General features: G+C 72.7%; 21 protein-coding genes, 1 pseudogene and 1 CRISPR repeat array (1 of these 23 running past the window's edge). Of the genes and pseudogenes, 6 read left to right on the top strand and 16 right to left on the bottom strand.

Annotated elements, in window-relative coordinates; all coding sequences use genetic code 11:
* Positions 1–777: direct repeats of the CRISPR family, unit length 30 nt; unit sequence CGTCCTCCCCGCCGACGCGGGGGTGTTCCG (it extends 106 nt beyond the left edge of the window).
* Positions 778–932: 155 nt separating this feature from the next.
* The 8 genes from B082_RS0133990 to B082_RS0133955 form a co-directional block, all read right to left on the bottom strand.
* The gene (locus tag B082_RS0133990) at positions 933–1,844 is read right to left on the bottom strand and encodes a TrmH family RNA methyltransferase (RefSeq protein WP_018556240.1); all 912 of its coding nucleotides are present in this window, start codon (positions 1,842–1,844) and stop codon (positions 933–935) included.
* Between the two features lie 63 nt (positions 1,845–1,907).
* Complete coding sequence (cobA, locus tag B082_RS0133985) at positions 1,908–3,158, bottom strand: uroporphyrinogen-III C-methyltransferase (protein ID WP_018556239.1); 1,251 nt, start codon at positions 3,156–3,158, stop codon at positions 1,908–1,910.
* Positions 3,159–3,487: 329 nt separating this feature from the next.
* Complete coding sequence (gene cobT / locus B082_RS0133980; RefSeq protein ID WP_018556238.1) at positions 3,488–6,955, bottom strand: nicotinate-nucleotide--dimethylbenzimidazole phosphoribosyltransferase; 3,468 nt, start codon at positions 6,953–6,955, stop codon at positions 3,488–3,490.
* A gap of 332 nt (positions 6,956–7,287) precedes the next feature.
* The gene (gene cbiE / locus B082_RS0133975; protein WP_018556236.1) at positions 7,288–8,526 is read right to left on the bottom strand and encodes a precorrin-6y C5,15-methyltransferase (decarboxylating) subunit CbiE; all 1,239 of its coding nucleotides are present in this window, start codon (positions 8,524–8,526) and stop codon (positions 7,288–7,290) included.
* A gap of 98 nt (positions 8,527–8,624) precedes the next feature.
* Positions 8,625–9,302 (bottom strand): GNAT family N-acetyltransferase, encoded by a 678-nt coding sequence (locus tag B082_RS0133970; protein ID WP_018556235.1) that lies wholly within the window; start codon positions 9,300–9,302, stop codon positions 8,625–8,627.
* A 102-nt stretch (positions 9,303–9,404) separates the two neighbouring features.
* Positions 9,405–10,262 (bottom strand): MetQ/NlpA family ABC transporter substrate-binding protein, encoded by an 858-nt coding sequence (locus B082_RS0133965; protein WP_018556234.1) that lies wholly within the window; start codon positions 10,260–10,262, stop codon positions 9,405–9,407.
* A gap of 73 nt (positions 10,263–10,335) precedes the next feature.
* Positions 10,336–11,004 carry a methionine ABC transporter permease gene (locus B082_RS0133960; RefSeq protein ID WP_018556233.1) on the bottom strand — a complete coding sequence of 223 codons (669 nt, stop codon included), beginning with the start codon at positions 11,002–11,004 and terminating at the stop codon, positions 10,336–10,338.
* Positions 11,001–12,059: a methionine ABC transporter ATP-binding protein gene (locus B082_RS0133955; RefSeq protein WP_018556232.1), complete on the bottom strand. Its 1,059-nt coding sequence runs from the start codon at positions 12,057–12,059 to the stop codon at positions 11,001–11,003. The genes B082_RS0133960 and B082_RS0133955 overlap by 4 nt, the downstream gene beginning before the upstream one ends.
* 632 nt (positions 12,060–12,691) lie before the next feature.
* Here B082_RS0133955 and B082_RS0133950 point away from each other — a divergent pair.
* A complete protein-coding gene (locus B082_RS0133950; RefSeq protein ID WP_018556231.1) occupies positions 12,692–13,051 on the top strand; it encodes a hypothetical protein in 360 nt (119 codons plus the stop codon).
* Positions 13,052–13,053: 2 nt separating this feature from the next.
* Positions 13,054–13,497, top strand: coding sequence for a hypothetical protein (locus B082_RS0133945; protein WP_018556230.1), 444 nt, complete (start codon positions 13,054–13,056; stop codon positions 13,495–13,497).
* Positions 13,498–13,528: 31 nt separating this feature from the next.
* Here the strand turns inward: B082_RS0133945 and B082_RS0133940 are convergent, their stop codons facing one another.
* The 3 genes and pseudogenes from B082_RS0133940 to B082_RS0133935 all read right to left on the bottom strand — a co-directional run bounded on the left by B082_RS0133940 (position 13,529) and on the right by B082_RS0133935 (position 15,477).
* Positions 13,529–14,035, bottom strand: a complete 507-nt coding sequence (locus tag B082_RS0133940) for a GNAT family N-acetyltransferase (RefSeq protein WP_018556229.1) — start codon at positions 14,033–14,035, stop codon at positions 13,529–13,531.
* Positions 14,036–14,072: 37 nt separating this feature from the next.
* A pseudogene (locus B082_RS40175) lies at positions 14,073–14,198 on the bottom strand (sigma-70 family RNA polymerase sigma factor); the annotation flags it as partial.
* Between the two features lie 124 nt (positions 14,199–14,322).
* The gene (locus B082_RS0133935; RefSeq protein WP_018556228.1) at positions 14,323–15,477 is read right to left on the bottom strand and encodes a glycerophosphodiester phosphodiesterase; all 1,155 of its coding nucleotides are present in this window, start codon (positions 15,475–15,477) and stop codon (positions 14,323–14,325) included.
* Between the two features lie 234 nt (positions 15,478–15,711).
* Between B082_RS0133935 and B082_RS0133930 the strand changes: the two genes are divergently transcribed.
* On the top strand, positions 15,712–16,383 hold the full coding sequence (locus B082_RS0133930) for a lysophospholipid acyltransferase family protein (protein WP_026250468.1): 672 nt from the start codon (positions 15,712–15,714) through the stop codon (positions 16,381–16,383).
* Between the two features lie 105 nt (positions 16,384–16,488).
* Here the strand turns inward: B082_RS0133930 and B082_RS0133925 are convergent, their stop codons facing one another.
* Both B082_RS0133925 and B082_RS0133920 read right to left on the bottom strand, forming a co-directional pair.
* Positions 16,489–18,033, bottom strand: a complete 1,545-nt coding sequence (locus tag B082_RS0133925) for an MFS transporter (protein ID WP_018556226.1) — start codon at positions 18,031–18,033, stop codon at positions 16,489–16,491.
* Entirely contained in the window at positions 18,030–18,581 is a 552-nt protein-coding gene (locus tag B082_RS0133920) for a TetR/AcrR family transcriptional regulator (RefSeq protein ID WP_026250467.1), read from the bottom strand. Before B082_RS0133920 ends, B082_RS0133925 begins: the two co-directional genes overlap by 4 nt.
* 84 nt (positions 18,582–18,665) lie before the next feature.
* Here B082_RS0133920 and B082_RS0133915 point away from each other — a divergent pair, with 84 nt between their 5' ends.
* Entirely contained in the window at positions 18,666–19,190 is a 525-nt protein-coding gene (locus B082_RS0133915; protein WP_018556224.1) for a hypothetical protein, read from the top strand.
* Positions 19,191–19,194: 4 nt separating this feature from the next.
* Here the strand turns inward: B082_RS0133915 and B082_RS0133910 are convergent, their stop codons facing one another.
* Both B082_RS0133910 and argH read right to left on the bottom strand, forming a co-directional pair.
* Positions 19,195–20,166 (bottom strand): aldo/keto reductase, encoded by a 972-nt coding sequence (locus tag B082_RS0133910; RefSeq protein WP_018556223.1) that lies wholly within the window; start codon positions 20,164–20,166, stop codon positions 19,195–19,197.
* A gap of 66 nt (positions 20,167–20,232) precedes the next feature.
* The gene (argH, locus tag B082_RS0133905; RefSeq protein ID WP_018556222.1) at positions 20,233–21,666 is read right to left on the bottom strand and encodes an argininosuccinate lyase; all 1,434 of its coding nucleotides are present in this window, start codon (positions 21,664–21,666) and stop codon (positions 20,233–20,235) included.
* Positions 21,667–21,895: 229 nt separating this feature from the next.
* Between argH and B082_RS0133900 the strand changes: the two genes are divergently transcribed.
* Both B082_RS0133900 and B082_RS0133895 read left to right on the top strand, forming a co-directional pair.
* Positions 21,896–23,065, top strand: coding sequence for a hypothetical protein (locus tag B082_RS0133900; protein ID WP_018556221.1), 1,170 nt, complete (start codon positions 21,896–21,898; stop codon positions 23,063–23,065).
* A gap of 28 nt (positions 23,066–23,093) precedes the next feature.
* Positions 23,094–23,801, top strand: coding sequence for a L,D-transpeptidase family protein (locus tag B082_RS0133895; RefSeq protein ID WP_018556220.1), 708 nt, complete (start codon positions 23,094–23,096; stop codon positions 23,799–23,801).
* A gap of 15 nt (positions 23,802–23,816) precedes the next feature.
* Here the strand turns inward: B082_RS0133895 and B082_RS0133890 are convergent, their stop codons facing one another.
* Positions 23,817–24,353, bottom strand: a complete 537-nt coding sequence (locus B082_RS0133890; protein WP_018556219.1) for an arginine repressor — start codon at positions 24,351–24,353, stop codon at positions 23,817–23,819.
* Position 24,354: the final 1 nt, after the last annotated feature.

Here is a 24,354-nt window from a genome sequence, read left to right as displayed (position 1 = left end):
GTCCAGTGGAGGGCCGCGTCCTCCCCGCCGACGCGGGGGTGTTCCGGCCACGTACACCTGGGCGCGGCGCCGTTCCTCGTCCTCCCCGCCGACGCGGGGGTGTTCCGGTCGTCACCCTCGGGGAGGACGGCCAGGAGACGTCCTCCCCGCCGACGCGGGGGTGTTCCGTCGTTCAGGAAGTCCTCCAGGTCCATGTCCTCGTCCTCCCCGCCGACGCGGGGGTGTTCCGCCGGGCTGCGGCTGGTCATGGCCACAGAAGCGTCCTCCCCGCCGACGCGGGGGTGTTCCGTGGCATTCTCCTGGGATTCGGAGTCGCGCTGCGTCCTCCCCGCCGACGCGGGGGTGTTCCGACGCACTCGGAGCCTTCGCCCCCAATGCGTTCGTCCTCCCCGCCGACGCGGGGGTGTTCCGGGGAAGGGGGGTGGTGTCACAGACGACGCCACGTCCTCCCCGCCGACGCGGGGGTGTTCCGGAGCAACGTGCCCGCTTCGCCCCGAGGCTGGGGTCCTCCCCGCCGACGCGGGGGTGTTCCGGTGATCAGTTCCCACCCGGACCCGAAAGCGGCGTCCTCCCCGCCGACGCGGGGGTGTTCCGCGGCGGATTCGGAGCTCGTCGGCCCCGGGAGCGTCCTCCCCGCCGACGCGGGGGTGTTCCGGCGTCACCGATCGCGCGGATGACCTGCGCGGAGTCCTCCCCGCCGACGCGGGGGTGTTCCGCGGCCGGAGGCGAAGAACCCGAGGAAGAAGAAGTCCTCCCCGCCGACGCGAGGGTGTTTCGCCTGCCACGCTTTCCTCGCGGACGGGAAGACCCTGAAAGCCCGGAAAGGGCCTTCGCTGCAGGTCAGGGATCCTTGCACAGGCAGAGCCGCAAGTGGCGGCAGAATAGTCGGGCTGTACGCCGAGCACAGTCCACCCGCGGACAGCGACCTGGAACTATCTTCCGTCCGGTGCCTCGGTGGGCCGGGTGGCGTAGAAGGCGACAGCTGAGGCAGCGGCTACGTTCAGTGAGTCGACACCGGCATCCATCGGGATGCGTACATGCTCGTCGGCGGCCTGTAGCGCTCCGGCCGACAGCCCCTCCCCCTCCGTACCCAGCATCAGGGCGAGCTTCTCGTAGCGGCGACCGGCAAGCTCGTCGAGCGTGATGGAGTTCGGCGAGAGGGCGAGAGCCGCGAGCACGAAGCCTTCTTGCCGGACGACTTCGGCGTCATGTGGCCATGACTCGAACCTGGCATACGGAACCGCGAGGACAGCCCCCATGGACACCTTTACAGCCCGCCTATAGAGGGGGTCGGCACAGCGCGGAGTGAGGAACACGGCCTCCACTCCCAGAGCCGCCGCATTGCGGAAAGCGGCACCCAGATTGGCATGATCAACGATATCCTCGAAGATCGCGATACGACGTTGACCAGCACGCTCTTGTAGGCCCAAAGGCAACATCGCGCCGATGTTGGTGTGGTCGTTGACGGCCTCCATGACGACCACCCGGCGGGCGGTGCGCAGCAGTTCGTCGGCGGCCGGCAGGGGCTTGCGCTGCATGGACGCGAGGGCGCCGCGGTGCACGTGGTAGCCGGTGACGCGCTCGGCGAGCTCCGGGCTGACCGCGTACACCGGCGCCGGGACCTCGTCGATGACGTCGCGCATCAGGTCGACCCACTTCGCCGAGAGCAGCATGGAGCGCATCTCGTACCCGGCGTGCCGGGCACGTCTGATCACCTTCTCGCCCTCGGCGATGAAGAGGCCCTCGGCGGGCTCCCGTCTGCGCCGGAGTTCGATGTCGGTCAGGCCGGTGTAGTCGCTCAGGCGGGGGTCGTCGGGGTCGTCGACGGTGATGAGATCAGCCACGGTTTGATACTGCCTTGTCCGGTGTGTGCTGCCAACGGTCTGGAGGAGGTCCGTTACCGCTGGTTACCTGGCGGTCGGGGCGGTGGCCGGGCCGACCGCGACGACGTCGCCGATGACGATGACGGCGGGCGGGCGGACGTCCTCGGCGGCGGCGCGTTCGGCGACGGTCGCGAGCGTCGCGTCGACGCGGCGCTGGGCGGCCGTCGTCCCTTCCTGGACGAGGGCGACCGGCGTCTCGGGCGACCTGCCGTGCTCGATGAGCACACGTGCGATGGCACCGATCTTGTCGACGGCCATCAGCAGCACCAGTGTGCCGCGCAGCCGGGCGAGGGCCTCCCAGTCGACGAGCGAGCGCTCGTCGTCGGGGGCGACGTGGCCGCTGACCACGGTGAACTCGTGGGCGACGCCCCGGTGGGTGACGGGGATGCCGGCCGCTCCGGGCACCGAGATGGAGCTGGAGATGCCGGGGACGACGGTGCACGGGATGCCCTCGGCGGCGAGCGCCTGCGCCTCCTCCATGCCCCGGCCGAAGACGAACGGGTCGCCGCCCTTGAGCCGGACGACCGCCTTGCCCGCCTTGGCGTGCTCGATCAGGGCGTTGTTGATGGCCTCCTGCGCCATGAACCGCCCGTACGGGATCTTCGCGGCGTCGATCACCTCGACGTGCGGCGGGAGTTCGTCCAGCAGGTCACGCGGGCCGAGCCGGTCGGCGATGACGACGTCCGCCTCGGCGAGGAGGCGGCGGCCGCGGACGGTGATCAGGTCGGGGTCGCCGGGGCCGCCGCCGACGAGGGCGACGCCCGCGGTCCGGGTGCGGTGGTGCGGGGCGGCGATGCTGCCGTCGCGCAGACCCTCGACGATCGCGTCGCGTACGGCCGCCGAGTGGCGCGGGTCGCGGCCGTGCGCGCCGGCGGTGAGCACGGCGACGGTCACGCCCTCGCTGCGGCCGGTGGCCGGGGTCCAGGCGGTGGCGGCCTCGGCGTCGTCGCTGCGGACGCACCAGGTGCGGGTGCGCTCGGCTTCGGCGGAGGCGGCCTCGTTGGCCGCGTCGTCGTCGGTGGCGATGAGCGCGTACCAGGTGTCGGTCAGGTCTCCGTCGGCGTACGGGCGGCGCTCCCAGCGGATCTCGCCCGCGTCGGCCATCGCCTCGACGGACGCGGTAGCGGAGGGGGACACGAGGACGATGTCCGCTCCGGCCGCGATGAGGGCGGGCAGGCGGCGCTGCGCGACCTGGCCGCCGCCGACGACGACTACGCGGCGCCCGCTCAGGCGCAGTCCGACGGGGTAAGCGGGGCGATCGGCGTGCTCGGCCATGGCGGTGCGGGCTCCTCGTGCGATGCGGGGTGCGCGGCCGCTGCGGCGGTGGAGCGGCTGTGATGTGCGGGGTTCACGATACGGGGTGGGGGTGGGGCGGTGCGGGTGCGGTGGGGGTGCGGGGTGGAGTGCCGGTGCGGGTGGGGGCGCCTGCGGCGGGCCTGTTCCCCTACCCGCCCCTTCCCGGAACCGGGGCTCGACCCCGGGCCCCGCTCCTCAAGCGCCGGAGGGGCTGAGGTTTCGGGCTCGGCCCCGGGCCCCGCTCCGCCGGAGCGGCTGGGTTTCCCCGGGCTCGGGGGCCAACGCCCCCGAGCCCGCGCGGACGTCGGCTACTTCTCCGTCACGCCCGCCGAGTCGAACGTCGCCACCTCATGCATCGCGCGCGCCGCGCTCTGCACGATCGGGAGGGCCAGCAGGGCGCCCGTTCCCTCGCCCAGGCGGAGGTCGAGGTCGACCAGGGGGCGCAGGCCCAGCTTGTTGAGGGCGGCCACGTGGCCGGGCTCGGCGCTGCGGTGGCCCGCGATGCATGCCGCCAGGGCCTCCGGGGCGATCGCACGGGCCACCAGGGCGGCCGCTCCCGCGCTCACGCCGTCGAGGATCACCGGCGTACGGAGCGACGCCCCGCCCAGGAGGAATCCGGCCATCGCCGCGTGCTCCAGGCCGCCCACGGCCGCCAGCACACCGATCGGGTCCGCCGGGTCCGGCTGGTGCAGTTCGAGGGCGCGGCGCACCACGTCGATCTTGCGCGCGTGCATCTCGTCGTTGATGCCCGTGCCCCGGCCCGTCACCTCGACCGGGTCCATCCCCGTGTACACGCAGATCAGTGCCGCCGACGCCGTCGTGTTGGCGATGCCCATCTCACCGGTCAGGAGGGCCTTGTTGCCCGCCGCGACCAGATCGCGTGCCGTCTCGATGCCCACCTCGATCGCCGCGTGGACCTCCTCGCGGGTGAGCGCGGGACCCGCAGTGAAGTCCGCCGTGCCGGCTCGCACCTTGCGCGGCAGCAGACCCGGCGTCGCGGGCAGCTCCGCGACCGCTCCGACGTCGACCACGCACACCTCGGCGCCCACCTGCGCGGCGAACGCGTTGCAGACCGCGCCGCCGCCGAGCATGTTGGCGATCATCTGGCCCGTGACCTCCTGCGGCCACGCCGTGACGCCCTGCGCGTGCACCCCGTGGTCACCCGCGAAGACCGCGACGGCCGCGGGTTCGGGGATCGGCGGCGGGCACATCCGGGACAGTCCGGCGAGCTGCGCCGAGATGATCTCCAGCATGCCCAGCGCACCGGCCGGCTTGGTCATCCGCTTCTGGCGCTCCCACGCCTCGCCCAGCGCCTTGGCGTCCAGGGGCCGGATGTTGGAGATCGTCTCCTGCAACAGGTCGTGCGGAGCCTCGCCGGGCAGGGCGCGGCGGCCGTACGTCTCCTCGTGCACCACCCACGACAGCGGACGCCTCTTCGACCAGCCCGCCTGCATCAGCTCGGGGTCCTCCGGGAACTCGTCCACGTACCCCACGCACAGGTACGCCACGACCTCCAGGTGCTCCGGCAGCCCCAGCGCCCGCACCATCTCGCGCTCGTCGAAGAAGCTCACCCAGCCGACCCCGAGGCCTTCGGCGCGTGCCGCCAGCCACAGGTTCTCCACGGCCAGCGCCGATGAGTACGGGGCCATCTGCGGCTGCGTGTGCCGGCCCAGCGTGTGGCGGCCGCCCCGCGTCGGGTCCGCGGTGACCACGATGTTGACCGGTGTGTCGAGGATCGCCTCGATCTTCAGTTCCTTGAACTGCTTCGCCCGCGCCTTCGGCAGCGACTTGGCGTAGGCCTCCCGCTGCTGCTGTGCCAGCTCGTGCATCGAGCGGCGCGTCTCGGCCGACCGGATGACGACGAAGTCCCACGGCTGCGAGTGCCCCACGCTGGGCGCGGTGTGCGCCGCTTCCAGGACGCGCAGCAGCACCTCGTGCGGGACGGGGTCGCTGCGGAAGCCGTTACGGATGTCGCGGCGCTCCCGCATGACCCGCAGAACGGCCTCCCGCTCGGCGTCGTCGTACCCCGGAGCGGGTGGCGAGACGGCGGGTACCTCCTCCGGCGCCTCCCCCTCGGGCTTCGGCCCGGGTTCGGCCTCGGGTGCCGGGGCGGGGGCCTGTACCTCTGCCTGTGCGGACTCGGGCCCGGTCTCCTCGTCGGTGCGGGGTGCTTCCGGGGCCTCCGCGGCCTCCGGGGGCTTCGCGACGGTCGCCTCGGCCACCGCGGGAACCTCTGCGGGGACCTCAGCGGGCAGCGGAACCTCGGCCGGCTCGGCAGCGATCACGGCCTCAGGGGACTCGGTGGGCTCGGTCGACTCGGTGGGCTCTGTGGCCTCGGCGGTTTCTGCAGTCGCCGCAGTCTCTGCGGTCTCCGGGATCTCGGAGGCTGCCGGAGGCACGGGCAACGCCGTGGCCTCCGCAGGCCCAGCGGTCTGAGAGGCCTCCGCCAGCACTGCGGCCTCCGGTGCAGCGGCAACCTCCGCCGTCGCGGGGGCCTCGGGGACCGCAGGAACCTCCGGGACGGCAGGGACCGCAGGGATCTCAGCGGCCGCAGCGGTCTCAGCGGCCTGAGGCGCCTCGACGCCCGGGGCTCCGGCCGTCTGGTCCGGCTGTACGGGCTCCTGGACCGGCTCCGGCGTCCCCTGCCCCACAGGCTCCGCCTCGCCGCTCAGGTCCGGGGTCTCGATGACCTCGGGCCCCTGCTCGGGCTCCGGCTCCACGGGTGCGGACACGAGGACGGGTGCGGGCTCGACGGCCGGCGCGGGCTCGACGACCGGGGCGGGCTCGACGGCCGGCGCGGGCTCGACGACCGGCGCGGGCTCGGTGACCGGGGCCGTCGCCTCGGGCTGTATCGACTGCTCGGCCGACTGCTCGGCCACCGGCACGTAACCGTCCACGGGGGCCGGCTCCACCTCCGCCCGCACCGCCTCGTCGGCCACCGGTGCCTCGGCCACGACGACCGGCTGGTCCACGGGTACGGCCACCGGAACGGCTGCCTCCGCGACCGGCTCCGGGACGACCGTTTCTGCTGCGGGGGCCTGGGCCACGGGCTCCGGGGCGGTCGGCTGGGCCGTCCACTGGTACCCGTCCTGCGGGGGGATCTCGCCGAGCTGGGGGCCCGGGAGCGGGGGCTCGAAGTACTCGGGTTCGGCGGTCGCCGGGCCCGCGTGGCGGGCGGCGGAAGGGGCGGGGGCCTGGGTCTGGGCCTGGGGGGCTCCGGCCGGACCGCGGTCGGCGAGCGAGCGGACCACGCCGGCACCCGACGTACCGCCGTAGGACGGCTCGGGCGAGGCCGGGCCGCGGTGCAGCGGGCGGCGCGCCGGGGCCTGGGGCTGCGGGGCGGCGGGGGTCGGCGCGGGAATGCGTACGCCGCCGAGGTCGACGGAGCCGGAGTCGCGGCCTCCGGTCTCGTGGGCGCCCCGGCCGGTCTGCGGCAGCGGCTCGGCGGCCGCCTGCTGCATCGCGTACTCCGGGACCTGGACCGGGACCTGCTCCTGGAGCTGTACGGGACCCTGGGCGTGCGGCTGCGGGACCTGCGCCTGCTGATACGCGTCCGGTACGGCCGTACCGTCGGCGAAGTGGCCGGGGGCCGGGGCCGGCTGGGGCTCGCCCCAGGCGCCCTGCGCGCTCGGCATCAGCAGCAGGTCGTCGTCCTCGGGCGTGTGCGCGGAGGGTTCGAGGTAGGTGTAGGAGTCGGGGGCGGGGGCTCCCGGCTGCTCCACCATGCCCGCGTTCTCCGGCAGTCCCTCGCCCGGGATCCGGCCGGTGTCACTCATGCGTTCCCCTCGCCCATCGTCAGTGCTCCTTCGGCCCTTCGCCCGGGACGCCCGAACACGGCACGCCGGTGCTCGTCCAATGGAACGAGCGGGCGCGCCGCGCGGCACGAATCGGTCGCGGACATCCTGCATTCTCGCGGTCGTTCGTTGCCGCGGCAGCTCATTTCGCCACGGCTCGCTGTGGACTGCGCCACGTTGCGCGTCCCAGGGTTCTGCCGTACCACAGTGCGGACCAAAACGGTCCCCTTTTCCGGACATTGACGAACGAAGCGACGAACATCCCGGAGCGGTGCGACGATCGGCCAGCCTACCCCGCACCGTGTGCGGACGGGTCAGGGGGCGAGGTCCGAACGCAGTGCGGAGAGCAGAAACACGACCGTGCGTTCGCGCTCCGACCACGCGGTCGTGTCGAGTTCGACGGACTGGAGGAGCGAGCAGTCGACCGTGTAGCCGTTCCCGGTCAGGGCGGCGCCCAGTGCCTCGGCCTCGTCGCGGGTCGAGGCGTGGGTGACGATCCGTTCCGGGCGGCGGTCGGCCACGGCGGTGACGACGGGGGCCCCGCCGCCTCCGATGCGTACGACGTCGGGTTCGGGCAGCCGTTCCAGGACGTGCGGGGCGCGGCCCTCGACCACCTGGAGCTGGACGCCGAAGGCGCGGGCGGCCGCCGCGGTACGGGCGCAGGCGGCGGGGGCGCTGTCCACGGCCAGGACCGCGGCGCCGAACCGGGCCGCCTCCACGGCCAGGGCACCGGAGCCGGAGCCGATGTCCCAGAGCAGGTCGCCGGTACGGGGGCCGAGGTGGGCGAGCTGGGCGGCGCGCAGGACCGGGCCGTCGCCCTCGCCGCTCTCCCCCGCCGGGCGGGGGCCGGTGTCCCGGTAGGCGTCGGCGGGCAGGGCCCAGCCGCGTACGCCCCGGGGGTAGGCGGGGTGGCGGCCGGCGATCCAGGCGCCGTCGGCCTGCTGCTCGGGGCCGCCGCCGATGACGATGACGACGTTGGGGTCGCGCCAGACGTGGTCGGCGGCCGTGTCGGAGGTGACGACGGTGACCTGTTCGCGGTCGGTGCCCAGCTCCTCGCAGATGACGAAGGTGCGGTGGACGCCTTCGAGGAGCAGGGCGAGCTCGGCGGGGCCCGCTCCGGGCGAGGTGAGGACGGCGACCTTGTGGTGGGCGCGGCAGACGTTCACGGCGCGGCGCAGGGTGCGGGGATGGGCGACGACCGTCTGGGCGTCCTCCCAGGGCATGCCGGCGCGGGCGAAGGCGGTGGCGACGGAGGAGACGGCGGGGACCACCTCGACCTCCAGGCCGTGTTCGGGGGCGCGCAGGGTGCGGACGACGCCGAAGAAGCCGGGGTCGCCGTCGGCGAGGACGACGGCGCTGCCGCGGTGGCCTGCGATCCGGCGGGCGGCGAGGTCGACGGAGCCGAGGCGGATGCGTTCCGCGTCCCGGGGCACTTCCGGCAGCGCGAGGTGGTGGGCCGCGCCGGCCACCAGGGTGGCGGCCGAGAGTGCGGCGGCGGCCGCGCTGGTCAGCGGGGAGCCGTCCCAGCCGATCACTGTGACCCGGTCGGCCATCTTGGTGTCATTCTCCTGGAGTCGTCGCAGGCGGGGGCGGGTTGCCCGGAGGCAGGCAGGGCGAGGTTACCCGGTCCCCGCCGGAGCCCCGGGGCCGGTCATTTCCAGTCGTTGTACGTGCCGTATCCGCCGGCGTCGGCGAGCTGTTCGGCGACGCCTTCGAGGTCCTCGGGCAGCAGGCCCCAGACGATCAGGTCGGTCCTGATGTCGGTCCATCCCCCGTCCTCGGTCTGTGAGCGCGCTATGCGGGCGTTGCGCAGGACGCCCTCGCTGATGCAGCCGAGTTTCTGCGCGACCTGCTGGGAGGCGGTGTTGTCGGCGGCGGTGCGCAGTTCGATGCGCTCGAAGCCCTGGTCGCGGAAGAGCCACTGGGCGAGGGCGAGCATGGCTTCGGTGGCGTATCCCTCGCCCCGGGCCCAGGGGGCGGTGATGTAGTCGGCCTCGGTGGCCAGGGTGCGCCAGTCGGTGTGGTGCAGCCGTACCGCGCCGACGAGACGCTGGGTGAGGAACTCGGTGACGGCCAGGGCGATTCCGTCGCCCTTGGTGCGGTGTGCGGGAGCGATCCTGCGCACCCATCGCTCGGCGTCCACCTGGGCGTAGGGATGGGGTGCGTCGGTCCAGGCCGTGACGAGTTCGTCGTTCATCATCTCGATGTACGCGGGGATGTCCGCCATGTCGAACGGGCGCAGCACCAACCGGTCCGTGCTGATGGAGATGTCCGGGAAGGTGGAAGTCATGCGCAGCTCCATGCCGAAGACCGTGTAAATGCACAGCATGCAGCATCACGGGGAGGGGGCGCATGGCCGGGTCGGTACGGCGGAGCCCCGCACCTCCCGGGCGGGGTGTGCGGGGCTCGTCGGGCAAGTGCCGTGCGGGGGTCAGGACTTGGCGTCGCCGAAGGCCGGGATGACCGAGCCCTCGTAGCTGTCCTCGATGAACTTCTTGACCTCGTCGGAGTGGAGGAGCTTCACGAGCTTCTGGACGCGGGCGTCCTTCTCGTTGCCCTTCTTCACGGCGATGATGTTGGCGTACGGGTTGCCGTCGGCCTTCTCCAGGACGAGGGCGTCGTCGGCCGGCTTGAGCTTGGCCTCGATGGCGTAGTTGCCGTTGATGACGGCGGCGTCCACGTCGTTCAGGGCGCGCGGCACCGTGGCGGCCTCCAGCTCCTTGAACTTCAGGCCCTTCTTGTCGGTGATGTCGCTCAGCTTGGCGCTGGTGCCGACGCCGTCCTTGAGGGTGATGAGGCCGTTCTCGGCGAGCAGCTGGAGGGCGCGGCCCTCGTTGGTGGTGTCGTTGGGGACGGCGATGGTCTGGCCGGACTTGATGCCGTCGAGGCCCTTGACCTTCTTGGAGTAGAGGCCGAGGGGCTCCAGGTGGACGGTGCCGACGGAGACCAGGTGGGTGTCGTTCTTCTGGTTGAAGTCGTCCAGGTAGGGCTGGTGCTGGAAGAAGTTGGCGTCGACCTGGCCGGTCTCGGTGGCGGTGTTCGGCAGGACGTAGTCCGTGAACTCCTTGACCTCCAGCTTGAGGCCGGCCTGCTCGGCGAGGTTCTTCTTGACGAAGCCGAGGATGTCGGCGTGCGGCGTCGGGGACGCGGCGACGACGAGGGCCTTGGAGCTGTCGGCGGCGTTGCCGCTCTTGGGCGCCGGGTCGGAGTCCGTGCCGCAGGCGGTGAGGCCGAATGCGAGGGCGGCGGTGGCGGCGGTGGCAGCGGTGTACTTGATGGTGTTACGCACGAAAAGTGCCTCTTTCAGGTGGTGATGGTGGTGCGCCCGGACAAGGAGTGCGGGCTCGGGGGGACGGGAGGTCTCAGGTGGTGCGGCCGCGGCGGGCCAGCAGGCGGACGGCGATGTCACCGATCAGCTGGACCAGGGTCACGATGACGATCAGCAGCGCGACGGTGATGAGCATGAACCGGTTGTCGAAGCGCTGGAATCCGTAGGTGACGGCCTTGGAGCCGAGCCCCTCGCCGCCGACCGCGCCGGCCATCGCGGAGTAGCCGATGAGCACGATGACGGTGGTGGTGATGCCGGAGACCAGGGACGGCAGGGCCTGCGGGAGCAGGACCTTGCGGACGATCGTCGGGATGGAGCCGCCCATGGACTGGACGGCTTCCACGAGCCCGTGGTCGACCTCGCGCACGGCCGTCTCGACCAGCCGGGCGAAGAACGGGATGGCGCCCACGGCGAGCGGCACGATCATCGCGGTGGGCCCGATGAAGGTGCCGACGACCCAGGTGGTGAACGGGATCAGGGCGATCAGCAGGATGATGAAGGGCAGTGAGCGCCCGATGTTCACGATCACGCCGACGATCTTGTTCACCGGGGTGTTCCGGAGGAGTCCGCCCTTGTCGGTGAGGACCAGCAGGACGCCGAGCGGCAGTCCGGCCAGGACGGTGACGACGGCCGACCACAGCACCATGTAGAGGGTGTCGACGGTGCCCTGGGTGAGCAGCGGCTGCATTTCGGACCAGGTCACTTCGCCACCTCCTCGGTGAGCGGTGCGGGGGCGGGTACGGGTGCGGTCCCGGGTTCGTCGACCGGCTCGGCCCGGAGACCCTGCTCGCGCAGGAAGCCGATCGGGACGACGTTCTCCTCGAACCGTCCGGGCAGCTCGATGCGCATGCGGCCGATCTGCCTGCCGCCGACAGTGTCCATCGCGGCGCCCAGGATCGAGATGTCGATGTTGTACGTGCGGGAGAGCTGCGAGATCACCGGGCGGGCGGCGGCGTCGCCGTGGAAGGTGACGTCGACCACCGTGCGGTCGGGTCCGGAGGCGGCGCCGCCGACGGGGAACAGCTCGTGGGCCAGTTCGGAGCCGGGGGTGGCGAGCAGATCGCCGACGGTGCCGGACTCGACGACGCGGCCCCTGCGCATCAGCGCGGCGGAGTCGCAGATCGTCTTGACGACGTCCATCTCGTGCGTGATGAGCAGGACGGTGAGGCCGAGCTGCTGGTTGAGGTCGCGCAGCAGTTGGAGGATGGAGCGGGTGGTCTCGGGGTCCAGGGCGGAGGTCGCCTCGTCGGAGAGGAGCACCTTGGGGTCGCCGGCGAGTGCGCGGGCGATGCCGACGCGCTGTTTCTGGCCGCCGGAGAGCTGGCCCGGGTAGGACTTGGCCTTGTCGGCGAGGCCGACCAGGTCGAGGAGTTCGAGTGCCTTGCGGGACCGTTCGCGGCCGGTGACGCCGAGGATCTCCAGCGGGAGTTCGACGTTGCGCTGGACGGTGCGCGACGCCAGCAGGTTGAAGTGCTGGAAGACCATCCCGATGCGGCTGCGCGCCTCGCGCAGTTCCTTGCCGGCGCGGCGGCCCCGGCCCGCGAGGGCGGTGAGGTCCTGGCCGGCCACGGTCACGGTGCCGGAGGTGGGGCGCTCCAGGAGGTTGACGCAGCGGATGAGGGAGGACTTGCCGGCGCCGCTCCTGCCGATGACGCCGTACACCTCGCCCTCGCGGACGTGCAGGTCGACGCCGTCCAGGGCGGTGACCTCGCGGTCGCGCGACCGGTAGACCTTGGTGAGGCCCGTCGTGGTGATCACAGGGTTTTCCGTCACTGTCGAGTGCGCGGCGCGGTGTCCGCCGGGCACGGGGCATTCGTCCGGGGGGACTGATCCGGACATGTCGATCGGACGTTCCGAGCGGGTTCCCGGGGCGGCCGGGCGCGGTGGTGGCCGCGGGCCGGGGTGCCCGTGCGGGCTCGTTCCGCTGGGTGCGGACGGCCTGGGGCGGGTCTCGCTTCGGGGCGCGAGGCTCGGTCGTGGGCCCTCAGAAGGCGCGCATTCGACCCATACAACGAGCACCGGGCGTCGTGATCGCCTCGGTCGCAAGGATGCGGCTGCTCGTCGTGGTCATGGGCCCAAGTAAAACAGACGTAACGTTCCGCCAGGGCGGGGTGTCCGGATAGCGGACAGCCGTGGATGGTGTGCGAGCGGCCGTCCGTGCGGTGCGGATTTCCCCGGCCACACCGCTCTGACCTGCGGCGATATGGCCGACAGCTGGTCCGTCGGCCCGCTCCCCCGCGGGCCGGGGCCTCCGGCCGCTGTGGCCAAGGCCACGGTCACCGGCCGGAGCGCCCGCCCGCCGCCGTCCGCCGGGCCGGGCAGGGGCGGCCGGAGTCTCCGGGCGCGGGGGCGCACGCGGCGGGCCGGGCGCCCCGTAATACCCTCGGCTCATGCTTGACGCCCTGACGATCGCGGTCGGCGTGGCCGCCCTCGCCCTCGCCGCCTGGTGCGGATTCGCCGCCTACCGGGACCAGCCCACCAAGGACTGGCACTTCATGGGCATGGCCGTGGTCTCGCTCCTCGCCCTGGCGCAGCTGGTGGTGGGGATCGTGCAGCTGGCCCGCGGCGAGCGGCCGGAGCAGGGCATGACCATCTTCATCGCGTATCTGGCCGGGGCCTTCCTGGCCGTGCCGGCGGCGGGGTTCCTGTCGCTGAGCGAGCGGACCCGGTGGGGTTCGGTGACGGTGGCGGCGGGCGCGGTCGTCCTGGCCGTCCTCGAAGTACGGCTCTACGACATCTGGGGAAGCTGACCGTGACCGACACCGAAACCGACCGCACCCCGGCGACGGACGAGGGCGAGAAGCGGCCCTTCGACCTCGGCACCGGGCCGGGCCGCGTCCTGGTCTGGTTCTACGGCGTGTTCACCGTGGCGGCGGCGTCCCGCTCGATCGTCCAGATGATCCTGGACTTCGGCCGTGCGCCGCTGGCCTATCTGCTCTCGGCCGTCGCCGCGGCCGTCTACGGCTTCATCACGTACTCGCTGGTGCGTGGCGGCGAGCGGGCGCGCCGCACGGCGCTGGTGTGCTGCGCCGCCGAGCTGGCCGGGGTGCTGATCGTGGGGACGTGGACCCTGGTGGAGCCGTCCGCGTTCGCCGACGCCACCGTCTGGTCGTACTGCGGCCGGGACTACCTGTTCATCCCGGTGATCCTCCCGGTCACCGGGATGATGTGGCTGCGCCGCGCCCGGACCGTGTGACGGCGGGGCGCGGCAGCCGTACGGACAGGACCTAAGCGCTGGCCACGTAGGCGGCCGGTGCCTGCGCTTCCTTCTCCAGCAGGATCATCATGACCCCGTCCTCGCCGGTGGTGTTGCCGACGGCGGCGTATCCCGCACGCTGGTAGAGCCGCAGGTTGCTCTCGCTGCGGTGGCCGGTGTGCAGCCGGAAGCGGGTGGCCGCGCGCTCGTCGGCGAGGCCCGCTTCCGCCGCCCGCAGCAGCCGGGCGCCGAGGCCGTGGCCGCGCAGCCGGGGGTGGACGCAGAGCCTGCCGATCTGGCCCGTCCCCTCCGGGTCCGTCGAGCCGCGCACCGAGCCGACGACCTCGTCGCCGAGCCGCGCCACGTACACCAGGTTCTCCGCGATCTCGGCGCGCACCGAGTCGAGGGTCTGGACGAGCGGGTCGATGCGGTAATTCCCGTACAGCTCCGCCTCGCTCTGGAAACAGAGGTACTGAAGCTTCAGAATCTCTTCGGCGTCCTGCGCGTCCGCCGCCGAGATGATCACGCTCATGCCCATGTGCGCATGCCTCCCGCTCACCTGATCCGCCGGTTGTCTACCGCTCCTTTCCCCGCAGTTCAGGAGCTACAACCTCCGCCGTGAGCATTCTGCGCAGACATCCAAGGCATCGGGAACGCATGGGGCCCAAACTCCCCTGTGACATACCCAACTCCCCTGCGATTCACCGGTGGCCGGGACCGCTGGGCGCGGCCGACGGGCAGGCGGGCGGGCGCGGCGTCGCGCCATCCCGCGCCGGTCGGCGGGGTGCTGACGCCGGGTCCGGTCACCTGACCGCCGGCCGTGGGCTACTTCGCGGTGAAGTCCGCCGCCGCGAGCAGCGCCGTGTCCGGGTTGTCGGAGAAGATCCCGTCGATCCCGGTCGCGAAGTACGTGGCGAAGGCGCCGAACGCGTCGCCGTACGCGTTGGGGTCCGTACCGCGCCGGAAGTCGGCGGGCAGGAAGGTGTTCTCGTTGCGCATGGTGTACGGGTGCAGGATGAGGCCCTGCGCGTGGGCGTCGCGGACCAGGGTGGTCGGTGTGCCGAGCCGGCCCGACGCGTCCTTGGGGATGATCAGGTCCAGGGTGGGGCCGATGCCCTGTACGAAGGAGGCCATCCACTTCAGGCCGGCCGGCTTCACCAGGTCGTCGGTGGTGCGCGGGTCGCCGGACACCTCGAAGTCCCAGGGCTTCGTGCCCGCGTCCGACAGCAGCACGATGCGCGGGGTGGCGACGAGCTTCGACAGGCGCCGGATGCTGCCGGGCTCGAAGGACTGGAGGATCAGCGGCGACTGCGCCCGGTGCCGGTTGTAGCGGCGCAGCAGCCTGGCGAGCGGCTCCTCCAGGCCGAGGCCGAGGCCCCTGAAGTAGGTGGGGTGCTTGGTCTCGACGTACAGCCAGACCGGCTTGGACCGGCGCCGGCCCTCGCGGTCGGCCCAGCGCAGGACCTCCTCGAAGGTGGGGATCTCCCAGCGGCCGTCGTAGAGGGTGTTCTTCTGGCGGTTGGCCGGGATGCGCTCCTTGGCGCGCAGCGTCTTCAGTTCGGCGAGGGTGAAGTCCTCGGTGAACCAGCCGGTGAGGGAGACGCCGTCGACGGACTTCGTCGTCCTGCGGTTCGCGAACTCGGGGTGCTCGGAGACGTCGGTGGTGGCGGTGATGTCGTTCTCGTGACGGCATACGAGATGGCCGTCCCGGGTGGGCACGAGGTCCTGCTCGATGATGTGCGCGCCCATGTCGAGCGCGAGCTGGTAGGAGCCCAGCGTGTGTTCGGGGCGGTAGCCGCTGGTGCCCCGGTGGCCGATGACCGTCGGGACCGGCAGGTCCAGGCGGCGTCCGCCGCCGTGGCCCGGCCTCTCGGCCGCCTGGGCCGTTGTGGTGACGCCCAGCGCGGCGGTCGTGAGCACCGCCGCCCCCGCTCCGATGACGGTCCGTCGTCCCGGCGCGGCCTGCGCACGCTCTGTCATGAATGCTCCTCGCATGTGATGTACGGCACCTGTCGGGCGAGGATCGAGCGTAGGCAGCGGTACGGTCGTGGCGGCGGCACCTGGACGAACATGACGCAAACACGCGTCGACACGGTGTATCCGCCGTGTGAACCCGATGTGCGATCAGCGAGAACCCGCGAGTATCGTCCTCACCTGCATGGACCCTCTCAATCCGTCGCCCCGGCCGGCCCGGCCACTATTCCGGAGGAAGCGTTGTCCCGACTCGCACTCATCAAGGCAGTGCTCGGACCGATCCTGCGCCTGATGTTCCGTCCTCGGATGGAAGGCATCGAGAACATCCCGGGCACCGGGCCGGTGATCCTGGCGGGCAACCATCTGACGTTCATCGACTCGATGATCATGCCGATCTGCTGCGACCGGCCGGTGTTCTTCATCGGCAAGGACGAGTACGTCACGGGCAAGGGGCTCAAGGGCCGTCTGATGGCCTGGTTCTTCACGGGCGTGGGCATGATCCCGGTGGACCGCGACGGCGGGCGCGGCGGGGTCGCGGCGCTGATGACGGGCCGCCGGATCCTGGAGGAAGGCAAGGCCTTCGCGATCTACCCGGAGGGCACCCGCTCCCCCGACGGCCGGCTCTACCGGGGCCGTACGGGCATCGCACGGCTGACGCTGATGACGGGCGCGCCGGTGGTGCCCTTCGCGATGATCGGCACGGACAAGCTCCAGCCGGGCGGCTCGGGTCTGCCCCGGCCTGGCAAGGTCACGGTGCGCTTCGGCGAGCCGATGGAGTTCTCCCGCTACGAGGGCATGGACCGCGACCGCTATGTGCTGCGGGCGGTGACGGACTCGGTGATGGCCGAGGTGATGCGGCTGTCCGGCCAGGAGTACGTCGACATGTACGCCACGAAGGCGAAGGCGGCCTGATCCGCGCGGTGTACGAGAGGGCCCGTCCCCCGGCTGGGGGGACGGGCCCTCTCGTCTTTGAGGATCACCCGTCCGGCCGCTGACCGGACGGGTGGGCCCGGGGCGCTATTCGTGCACGATGCCCTCTTCCAGCTCCTGCCCGCGCAGCAGGAACCAGGCGACGGCCGCCGTCGCCAGGAGGACGACGGCGCCCACGCCCGCGGCGAGCCGCAGCCCTTCGGTGAAGGCGTCCTGGGCTGCGGACACCAGCTCGGCCGCCTGTGGGCCCGGCAGCAGGTGCGAGGACTCCACGGCGCCGCCGAGCGACTCGTGGGCGGCCGACGAGACGGCGGGCGGGGTGCCCGCGGGGGCGTTGAAGCTCTGGTAGGCGCCGGTCACGATGGAGCCGAGCAGGGCGATGCCGAGGGCGGCGCCGAGTTCGTACGCCGTCTCGGAGACCGCGGATGCCGAGCCCGCGTGCTCCTTGGGGACGCTGGAGAGGATCACGTCGGAGGTCACGGTGAACGCGAAGCCCGCGCCCACGCCCACGATCAGGAGCAGCGCGCCGATCAGCGGGTAGTCGGTGTCCCGGTGGACGGCGGCGACCGCGGCCAGCGCCACGCCGATCGCGCCGAGCCCGCCGGCCACCACCGACCGTACGGAGTAGCGCCGGGCGACCGTGCCGGCCAGCAGGCCCGCGGTGACCGCGCCGACCGCCGCGGGCAGTTCGGCGAGTCCCGCCTCCAGCGGCCCGCGCCCCTGGACCAGTTGCAGGAACTGGGAGAGGAAGAAGACCAGGCCGGACAGGCCGAGGATGGTCAGCAGGTCGGCGAGGACCGCGCCGGAGAAGCCCCGGTGGTGGAAGAGACGCATGTCGAGCAGGGGCGCGGGGAGCCGGAACTGCCGGCGTACGAACCAGACGAGCGCCAGCAGCCCGGCGACGCCCACGAGCGCGAGCTTCCAGCTGCCGCCGTGCGCGGCCAGCTCCTTGACTGCGTAGACGACCGCGAACATGCCGGCCAGGGAGAGCCCCACGCTCGGCAGGTCCCAGGGTCCGGGCGCCGGGTTCTTCGACTCGGGGATCATCTTGATCCCGACGACCACCAGCACCGCCATGACGGGCAGGTTGATCAGGAAGACCGAGCCCCACCAGAAGTGCTCCAGGAGGAATCCGCCGACGACGGGCCCGACGGCCGCGCCGGCCGAGGCCATCGCGCCCCAGATGCCGATGGCGAGGCTCCGCTCGCGCGGGTCGTGGAAGAGGTTGCGGATGAGGGCGAGGGTGGACGGCATCAGGGTGGCGCCGGCGACGCCGAGCAGGGCCCGCGCCACGATCATCATCTCGGGCGTGTGGGCGTAGGCGTTGAGCACCGAGACCGCGCCGAAGGCGGTGGCGCCGCACAGCAGCAGCTTCTTGCGGCCGATGCGGTCGCCGAGACTGCCCATGGAGACCAGGAGTCCGGCGATGACGAAGGAGTAGACGTCACCGATCCAGAGCAGCTGGGTGCCGGTGGGTTCGAGGTCCTCGCTGAGGAACGGGGTCGCGAGGCCGAGCACGGTGGCGTCCACGGCCACCAGCAGGACGGCGAGGACCAGCACGGCCAGCGCGATCCATCGCCCGGGGCGGTGCGTCTCGAAGGCGGGCTCCGGGCGCTGTTCGACGCTGCTCATTGCTCCACGCTCCGGCGTGCGCCGCCGAGCAGCAACTCGGCGATCATGTACGAGAAGTCGCGTGCGGCCACCCGGCCCGCCTGAACGGCCCAGGCACCGCTGCCGATGAGTCCGTAGAGGGCCTCGGTCAGCCAGGCGGGGGTCAGGTCGATGCGGAACTCGCCGCGCTCCTGTCCGCGCCGGAAGAAGGCGGCGACGCGGGCGTCGAGCCGGTCCCAGCCGGCGTTCTGCTCGCCGCCCTCGAAGAGCTGGTTCTCGGTCACGAGGAAGGACAGCAGTCCGGCGCTCGGCTCGACGGCGACGACGAACCGGCGCAGCGCCTCCTCGCAGGTGCCCTCGTCCATCGCCGCGGCGTCGAGGGCCGCGCCGAACTCCTGGATGCCCAGCTCCTCCAGGGCCCGGACCAGGGCGTCCCGGCCGGAGAAGTGCCGGTGCAGGGTGGCGCGGCCGATGCCGGCCGCCTTGGCGACCTCGTCCATGGTGGCGGTGGATTTGCGGGTCAGCAGGGCGGCGGCACTGCGCAGCACCTGCTCACGATCAAGAGTCATGAGACGACACTAAACCAATTGAGACATGATTGTCTCACCGGAAATGTCCTCGCCCCGGCCGCCGGGTGCGGGGACCATGGCGTCATGAAGCCGCTGCTGCTGACCGACATCGACGGTCCGCTCAATCCGTACGCGGCGCTCTCCCGCCGCGAACCCCCGCCGGGCTACACCCGCCACCGCATGCGGCCCACCGGGTGGACCGCGGGCCCCGCCCTGCCCGTCCTGCTCGACCCCGCGCACGGCGAGCGGCTCCTGACCCTGGCCGGGCGCTACGAGCTGGTCTGGGCGACGACCTGGAAGGACGAGGCCAACGAGTGGATCGGTCCGCGGATCGGGCTGCCCCGGCTGCCGTTCGTCGACTGGCCGCAGATGCACGGGCCGGCACCGGAGGGGACGTACTGGAAGACCCAGTACGTGGTCGCGTACACGGCCGGGCGGCCGTTCGCGTGGGTCGACGACGAGATCACCGACCGGGACCGGGAGTGGGTCGCCGCCCGGCGGCCGGCCGGGGACAGCCTGCTGCGGTGGATCGACCCCGCCGTGGGGCTGGAGCGCACGGACTTCGACGCCCTGGCCGCCTGGGCGGACGGCCGGGAGGGCGACGGCTGAGGCGTCAGCTCCACGGGAGTGACGCGCGATGGCGCCAGTACGCCTCCGGCTCCTCCACCAGGGCGTCCAGCCGGGCCCGCCGTTCCTCGTCGAGACCGAGGACGGCCGCGTGGAGGTTGCCGGAGAGCTGGCCGGCGGTGGCCGCGCCGGAGAGCACGACCCCGGCCCACGGCTGGTGCAGCACCAGGGCCAGCGCGACCGCGTCGCTGCCGAGCCCCTCCTCGTCGGCGATCTCCCGGACCACGGCGGGCGCCTGGGTGCCCGCGAGCCGGCCGTTGGCCATCCCCTCCTTGACGATGACGGTGAGCCCGGCGGCATGGGCCTCGGCGAGCGCGGGCCCGGCGGAGGTCTCCAGCGCGTTGTAGGTGGCCTGGACCGTGCGGAAGAGGGGCGCGCCGTCGACCGTGACGGCGAGGGCGGCCCGGATCGCCTCGGCCTGGGCGGGGCCGCTGGTGGACAGGCCCACGCTGACGCCGCCAGCGGCCAGTTCCGCGAGGCGGGCGTGCAGTTCCTTGTCGGTGAGCGCCGGGCTGTCGGGGGTCACCGAGTGGATCTGGTAGAGGTCGAGCCGGTCGCCGAGGAGCGCCGCGCTCTCCGCGCGCTGGCGTTCGAACGCGGCGAGCGAGTGGTCCTTGACCTCGTGCGCCTCTGCGTCGACGCTCCAGTCGGCGGTGTAGGTGTAGCCCCACTTGCTCCCGATGACGACGTCGTCCGCCTCCGGGCGCGCCGCCAGCCAGCCGGCGAGGAACTCCTCGGCACGGCCGTAGGAGCGGGCCGCGTCGAAGTAGCGGACGCCCTGCGCGTAGGCGGCGTCCAGGAGTTCGTGCGTACGGTCGCGCAGGGCGTCGGGCGAGCGGTCACCGGGCAGGTCCCGGTCGCGGTGGAGGTTGATGTAGCCGGGCCTGCCGACGGCGGCCAGGCCGAGCCCGATGTGGGCGGTCGGGGTGGTCGCTGCGGAAAGTCGGGCGAACGGCATCGCGGGCTCCTCGTCGTCGGCAGGAAACGCGCCTACCCTCCAACGTAGCCCGCGATGCGTGTCCGGCTACTTGCCCGCGTCCGCCCAGGCGTGCTGCACGGCGAGGTCCGCCTTGACCTCGGCGAGCTGGGCGGCGACGGCCGACGGGGCGGTGCCGCCCCGGCCGTCGCGGGAGGCGAGCGCACCGGCCACGTTGAGGACGGAGCGGACCTCCGGGGTGAGGTGCTCGGAGATCTTGGCGAACTGCTCGTCGGTCAGCTCGTCCAGCTCGATGCCGTGGTGCTCGCACTCCTTGACGCACTCGCCGGCGACCTCGTGCGCGACGCGGAAGGGCACGCCCTTCTTGACCAGCCACTCGGCGATGTCGGTGGCGAGCGAGAAGCCGGCCGGGGCCAGCTCCTCCATGCGGGCGCGGTTCACGGTGAGCGTCGCCATCATGCCGGTGAAGGCGGGGAGCAGGACCTCCAGCTGGTCGCAGGAGTCGAAGACCGGCTCCTTGTCCTCCTGGAGGTCGCGGTTGTACGCGAGCGGCAGGGCCTTGAGCGTGGCCATGAGGCCGGTCAGGTTGCCGATGAGCCGCCCCGACTTGCCCCGGGCCAGCTCGGCGATGTCGGGGTTCTTCTTCTGCGGCATGATCGAGGAACCGGTGGAGAAGGCGTCGTGCAGGGTGACGAAGGAGAACTCCTTCGTGTTCCAGATGATGATCTCCTCGGCGATCCGGGAGAGGTTGACGCCGATCATCGCGGTGACGAACGCGAACTCGGCGACGAAGTCCCGGGACGCCGTGCCGTCGATCGAGTTGCCCACCGAACCCCGCTCGAAGCCGAGGTCGGCGGCGACCGCCTCCGGGTCCAGGCCGAGCGAGGAGCCGGCGAGCGCGCCGGAGCCGTACGGGGAGACGGCGGTCCGCTCGTCCCACTGCCGCAGCCGCTCCGCGTCCCGGGACAGGGACTGGACGTGGGCCAGGATGTGGTGGGCGAAGAGCACCGGCTGCGCGTGCTGGAGGTGTGTACGGCCGGGCATGGCGACGTCCGGGTGCGCCTCGGCGAGGCCGACCAGGGCGTCCTGGAGGTCGGCGACCAGAGCACCGATGGTGCGGGCGTGGTCGCGCAGGTACATCCGGAAGAGCGTGGCGATCTGGTCGTTCCGGGACCGGCCGGCGCGCAGCTTGCCACCGAGGTCGGGGCCGAGCCGCTCCAGCAGACCGCGCTCCAGGGCGGTGTGGACGTCCTCGTCGGCGATGGTGCCGGTGAAGGAGCCGTCGGCGACGTCCGCCTCCAGCTGGTCCAGGCCCGCGATCATCCGTGTCAGCTCGTCCTCGGTGAGCAGCCCCGCCTTGCTGAGGACGCGGGCGTGGGCGCGGGAGCCGGCGATGTCGTACGGCGCGAGCCGCCAGTCGAAGTGGACGGAGGCGGACAGCCGGGCCAGCGCCTCGGCCGGGCCGTCGGCGAAGCGGGCGCCCCAGAGACGTACATCGCCGTTGCCGTTGCCGTTGCTCACTGCGTGCTCCTCGGAAGAACCAGGGGGATCGGATGCCCGGCCACCGGCGCCATCCACGGTGCGGCCGCCGCCACGATCACTGACAGGCATAACTATGCGGTCCACTGCATGGTTTGTCAAAGACGGTGGCGGGCCCGTCGTTGAGCGGTGGAGGGCCCGCCAAAAATACGCGTGCCCGGCTCCCGCAGCCCCCGATACGGTCGGCACCCGGCACACCTCAGGGGGAATCATGAACGACGCCTGGACGACGGCGCGGCGCGTCGCCGACGGCCTGTCCCCGCACGAAGCGCTCGGCAGCACGGCATCGGCGGAGTCCTGGGTCGCCTTCGACCACGCGGTGCGGGACCTGCCGTACGAGCTCGGGAGCCACCCGGACCGGGCCGGCTCCGCGTCCGCGACCGCCGTCGCCCTGTGCCACCCCGACGGCAGGGTCCGTGAGGCGGCGCTCGGTCACGTCTCCCGCTACCCCGCGCTGCTGCCGCTGCTGATCGTGCGCTGCGCGGACTGGGCCGCTCCGGTACGCGACCGGGCCCGGACCCTGCTGGCGAGGACACCCACCGCCTGCCTCCTGGCGCAGGCCCCGCTGATCCTGCTGCTGGACCGGCGCGGGCAGGGCGAGTTCGCCGTGGATCTGCTCGACCGCGTACTGCGCGAGGGCCCGGCCGGTCCCGTGCACACCCTGCTCGCGAGCGAGGACCGGGCCACGCGCCGGCTCGCCCACCGCATCGCCGTCGACCGCGTCCTCCTCCCGCCGGCCCGGCTGGCCCGCATCGCCGCGCGCTCGGGCGACGCCACCCTCCAGGACCTGTGCGCGGACGCGGCCATCGTCTCGATGCGGGAGGAGGAGCACGGGCAGGTGCTCGACGTCCTGCTGACGGCCAGGGCGCCCCGCGTCCGGGCGGCGGGCGTCACCGCGCTGCGGCGCACCGGACGGTACGACGGGGCGCGGGCCCATCTCGCCGACCGTTCGAGTGTCGTACGGGCCTGCGCGCGGTACGTGGTGCGCCAGGGCGGGGGCGACCCGCTGCCCCTGTACCGGGCGCTGTGCGGCGGGGAGATCACCGAGCCCGGCGCAGCCGCCGGGCTCGGCGAGTGCGGCGACCGCTCGGACGCCGGCACGCTGTGGCCCCTGGTCCGCCACCCGGTCCCGGCCGTGCGCGTCCAGGCGGTCACCGGGCTGAGGGCGCTCGACGCGGTGACACGGGACGGGCTGGCCCCGCTGCTGGACGATCCGTCACCCCCCGTCGTCAGGGCGGCCACCCGCGCCCTGCTGCCGCACGCGGCCGGTTTTCCCCGGGAGTGGCTGGACGCGCGCCACGCCCCGGACCGGCCCCGGGCCACACGGGTGGCGGCGCAACGGCTGCTGCGGGCCGCCGGATACGCCGCTTCCCCGCGCTGATCCGGCCGGAGCGTTCTAAGGTCCGGTCATGCGAAGACTCCTGGCAACCGGTTCGGTCCTGCTGGCTCTCGGCGCCCTGGTCGGGGCCGGGCGGCCCCCACTGGCCACGGCACCGCTGCCGGTGCGGCTGGCCGACACGGGCGGCGGCACCCAGCTGATCACGGCCATGGCGGACGCCACCTCGTCCACGACCGGCACGCTCACCTGGTGGGACCTGCGCGGCGGGCGGTGGGTGGCGGCCGGTACGGCGGCGGCGCGGTTCGGGTCCAAGGGCCTGGCCGAGGGCGCCTCACGCACGCAGGGCACCTGGACGACGCCCACCGGCCTGTACGACCTGCCGTACGCCTTCGGCACCAAGGCGGCGCCGGCCGGGACGCGTTACCCGTACCGGCAGGCCAACAGCGCCTCGTGGTGGTGCGAGGACAACGAGGCGCGCGACTACAACCGCTGGGTGGAGCCGCTGCCCGCCGACTGCCGGGCCGCCGAGTCCGAGCAGCTGACCGCGTACCCCACACAGTACGCGCGTGCCCTCGTCGTCGGCTTCAACTACGACAAGCCGGTACGCGGCCGGGGCGCCGGAATCTTCCTGCACGTCAACGGCAGCGGGGCGACCGCCGGTTGCGTCTCCGTACCGGCGGCCGCGATGGACCGCATCCTGGCCTGGGCCGATCCGGCCCGCAGCCCCCACATCGCGATCGGCACCGTCTCCGGCGCGACCGCGATCACCAACTACTGAGGCCGGCGCCCGCCGTCAGCGTTCGTTCTGCGCGAGCCGCAGCAGGTGGTCGGCGAGCGCCTGCCCGCCGGCCGGATCACGGCTGATCAGCATCAGTGTGTCGTCGCCCGCGATGGTGCCGAGGATGTCGTGCAGTTCGGCCTGGTCGATCGAGGACGCCAGGAACTGGGCGGCGCCCGGCGGTGTGCGCAGCACCACCAGGTTGGCCGACGCCTCGGCCGAGATGAGCAGTTCGGCGGAGAGCCGGCGCATCCGCTCCTCCTTGGCGGAGCCGCCCAGCGGTGCCTGCGGGGTGCGGAATCCGCCCTCGCTCGGCACCGCGTAGATCAGCTCGCCCCCGGTGTTGCGGATCTTCACCGCGCCCAGCTCGTCCAGGTCGCGGGAGAGCGTCGCCTGGGTGACGCTCAGCCCGTCGTCGCTGAGGAGCTTGGCCAGCTGGCTCTGCGAGCGCACCGGCTGCCGGTTGAGGATGTCCACGATCCGGCGGTGGCGTGCCGTGCGGGTCTGCGGCACGGACGGCCCGCCGAACTCGGATTCCTGCGCCTCGGTCATC

This window comes from Streptomyces sp. ATexAB-D23, from assembly GCF_000373645.1.
GTDB lineage: Bacteria > Actinomycetota > Actinomycetes > Streptomycetales > Streptomycetaceae > Streptomyces > Streptomyces castrisilvae.
The sequence above is the reverse complement of the archived record's forward strand: the minus strand, read 5'-3'. Positions and strand labels throughout refer to the sequence as shown.

Excerpts from the sequence above, each read along its gene's own strand:
- cobA (WP_018556239.1), bottom strand. The coding sequence starts at position 3,158 with ATGGCCGAGCACGCCGATCGCCCCGCTTACCCCGTCGGACTGCGCCTG.
- cobT (WP_018556238.1), bottom strand. The coding sequence starts at position 6,955 with ATGAGTGACACCGGCCGGATCCCGGGCGAGGGACTGCCGGAGAACGCG.
- cbiE (WP_018556236.1), bottom strand. The coding sequence starts at position 8,526 with ATGGCCGACCGGGTCACAGTGATCGGCTGGGACGGCTCCCCGCTGACC.
- B082_RS0133970 (WP_018556235.1), bottom strand. The coding sequence starts at position 9,302 with ATGCTGTGCATTTACACGGTCTTCGGCATGGAGCTGCGCATGACTTCC.
- B082_RS0133950 (WP_018556231.1), top strand. The coding sequence starts at position 12,692 with ATGCTTGACGCCCTGACGATCGCGGTCGGCGTGGCCGCCCTCGCCCTC.
- B082_RS0133940 (WP_018556229.1), bottom strand. The coding sequence starts at position 14,035 with ATGGGCATGAGCGTGATCATCTCGGCGGCGGACGCGCAGGACGCCGAA.
- B082_RS0133935 (WP_018556228.1), bottom strand. The coding sequence starts at position 15,477 with ATGACAGAGCGTGCGCAGGCCGCGCCGGGACGACGGACCGTCATCGGA.
- B082_RS0133925 (WP_018556226.1), bottom strand. The coding sequence starts at position 18,033 with ATGAGCAGCGTCGAACAGCGCCCGGAGCCCGCCTTCGAGACGCACCGC.
- B082_RS0133920 (WP_026250467.1), bottom strand. The coding sequence starts at position 18,581 with ATGACTCTTGATCGTGAGCAGGTGCTGCGCAGTGCCGCCGCCCTGCTG.
- B082_RS0133915 (WP_018556224.1), top strand. The coding sequence starts at position 18,666 with ATGAAGCCGCTGCTGCTGACCGACATCGACGGTCCGCTCAATCCGTAC.
- B082_RS0133910 (WP_018556223.1), bottom strand. The coding sequence starts at position 20,166 with ATGCCGTTCGCCCGACTTTCCGCAGCGACCACCCCGACCGCCCACATC.
- B082_RS0133900 (WP_018556221.1), top strand. The coding sequence starts at position 21,896 with ATGAACGACGCCTGGACGACGGCGCGGCGCGTCGCCGACGGCCTGTCC.
- B082_RS0133895 (WP_018556220.1), top strand. The coding sequence starts at position 23,094 with ATGCGAAGACTCCTGGCAACCGGTTCGGTCCTGCTGGCTCTCGGCGCC.
- B082_RS0133890 (WP_018556219.1), bottom strand. The coding sequence starts at position 24,353 with ATGACCGAGGCGCAGGAATCCGAGTTCGGCGGGCCGTCCGTGCCGCAG.